Source organism: Actinoplanes sp. NPDC048791 (assembly GCF_040650095.1).
Classification (GTDB): Bacteria; Actinomycetota; Actinomycetes; order Mycobacteriales; family Micromonosporaceae; genus Actinoplanes.
Window position 1 is genome coordinate 1 of the sequence record NZ_JBEZGQ010001412.1, and the last position, 1,731, is coordinate 1,731.

The window sequence follows — 1,731 nt, forward strand, 5'->3', positions numbered from 1 at the left end:
CTCGATCACCCGGCCGCCGGCGCCGGTCGCCGAGCCGACGGGCTACTCCACCCGCGACAACCTCGCGCTCGCCCCGCAGACCCAGGTGCATCAGCGGGTCGTCGAGGAGGACCAGCGCTACCAGATCACCACGCTGCACCCGACCACGTACCGCGAGGCGCGCACCATCGGCGAGCACTTCCGCGACGGCGTACCGGTCATCATCAATCTCACCGAGATGGATGAAGGGGACGCCCGCCGGCTTGTTGACTTCGCCGCCGGGCTGGCTTTCGGTCTGCGCGGTACGATCGAGCGCGTGACCAACCGGGTTTTCCTGCTCTCACCGGCCAACGTCCAGGTCACGGCAGAGGACAAGGCCAAGATCGCTGAGGGCGGTTTCTTCAACCAGAGTTGACCCTAACGAGGGACCCGCCTGACGTGCTGTCGATCGTGTTTCAGATCATCTATCTGCTGCTCTATGTGTTCTTCCTGACCCTGCTCGCCCGGTTCGTCCTGGGTGCGGTGCTGCAGTACGGGCGTCGGTGGCAGCCGGGCCGAGGGGCGTCGGCGGCATTGGAATCGGTGTGGAGCGTCACTGATCCACCCCTCAAGGCGTTGAGGCGTGTGATCCCACCGCTTCGAATTGGTACCGTGAGTTTGGACCTGGCGTCCCTGGTCCTGCTGGTTATCCTGTTCGTGCTTTTGAACTTCGTGTTAGCGCGTCTGATCATCGCGTTCGCGTGACAGCGTCCGCCTGATCGACTGCGCCCCACGCGGCCGCAACTGACCCGAGGAGTTTCGATGCCGCTGACCCCGGCGGACGTGCACAACGTCGCCTTCAAGAAACCCCCTATCGGCAAGCGGGGGTACGACGAGGAGGAGGTCGACGCCTTCCTGGACGAGGTCGAGCGCGAACTCGCCCGTCTGATCGAGGAGAACAACGAGCTGCGCGCCCAGGTGGAGCGCGGCGGTCGGGGTGGCGCACCAGCCGGCCCGAGCGCCGACCCGCGGATGGCGGCGGAGCTCAACGAGATGAAGGCCCAGCTCGACCGGGTGCAGCGCGACAAGTCTGCCGCTGAGCAGGCTGCCCGGCAGATGCAGGCCGAGCTGGAGCAGGTCCGGGCCCAGGGTCCGGTCGGCGCCGGTGCCGGAGCCCCCACGGGCGCCGACGGCGAGCAGCAGGCGCTGCGCGTGCTGATGATGGCCCAGCGTACGGCCGACGACCACGTGTCCGACGCCCGCCGCGAGGCCGACAAGCTTCTCTCCGACGCCCGTTCCAAGGCGGAGGAGGTCACCCGCGAGGCCCGCGCCAAGGCGGACGCCCTGGAGCGCGACGCGCGCCAGCGGCACCAGGAGGCCATGGGCGGCCTGGACGCCAAGCGGTCGGCGCTGCAGAAGCACATCGAGGAGCTCAAGCAGTTCGAGCGGGAGTACCGCACGCGGCTGAAGGCGTACCTCGAGAGCCAGCTGCGCGACCTCGACGGTCGTGGCCAGGGCCTCGAAGCCGAGATGACCCGCGCCGACGCCAACCGTTCGGTCGGCGGCTCCGGTGGCCTCGCGGCCGCGGGCCTCGCCGGCTCGTACGGCGGCAGCCGCGCCAACTCCATCGAGACCGGCCGCTGAGCCTCGGCTTGCGGAACGGTCGCACAGCGGCGGGGATGAGCCATGATCGTTGTTAGTCTGCTGCTCATCCTCGTCGCCGTCACGCTGCTCGTGCTCGGCCTCGTGGGCGGGTCGAGCTCCCTGTTGATC

General features: G+C 68.6%; 3 protein-coding genes. All 3 read left to right on the top strand.

Features of this window, described 5'->3' with window-relative positions; genetic code table 11:
- Positions 1 to 394 (top strand): cell division protein SepF (sepF, locus tag AB0C29_RS46905; protein WP_360834663.1); only part of this gene is annotated, 394 nt, incomplete at its 5' end.
- A 23-nt stretch (positions 395 to 417) separates the two neighbouring features.
- Positions 418 to 723 (top strand): YggT family protein, encoded by a 306-nt coding sequence (locus tag AB0C29_RS46910; protein WP_203762600.1) that lies wholly within the window; start codon positions 418 to 420, stop codon positions 721 to 723.
- A 57-nt stretch (positions 724 to 780) separates the two neighbouring features.
- Complete coding sequence (locus tag AB0C29_RS46915) at positions 781 to 1,602, top strand: DivIVA domain-containing protein (RefSeq protein WP_212993913.1); 822 nt, start codon at positions 781 to 783, stop codon at positions 1,600 to 1,602.
- Positions 1,603 to 1,731 lie beyond the last annotated feature (129 nt).

Coding starts and splice junctions, on each gene's coding strand:
- AB0C29_RS46915 (WP_212993913.1), top strand. CDS start 781: ATGCCGCTGACCCCGGCGGACGTGCACAACGTCGCCTTCAAGAAACCC.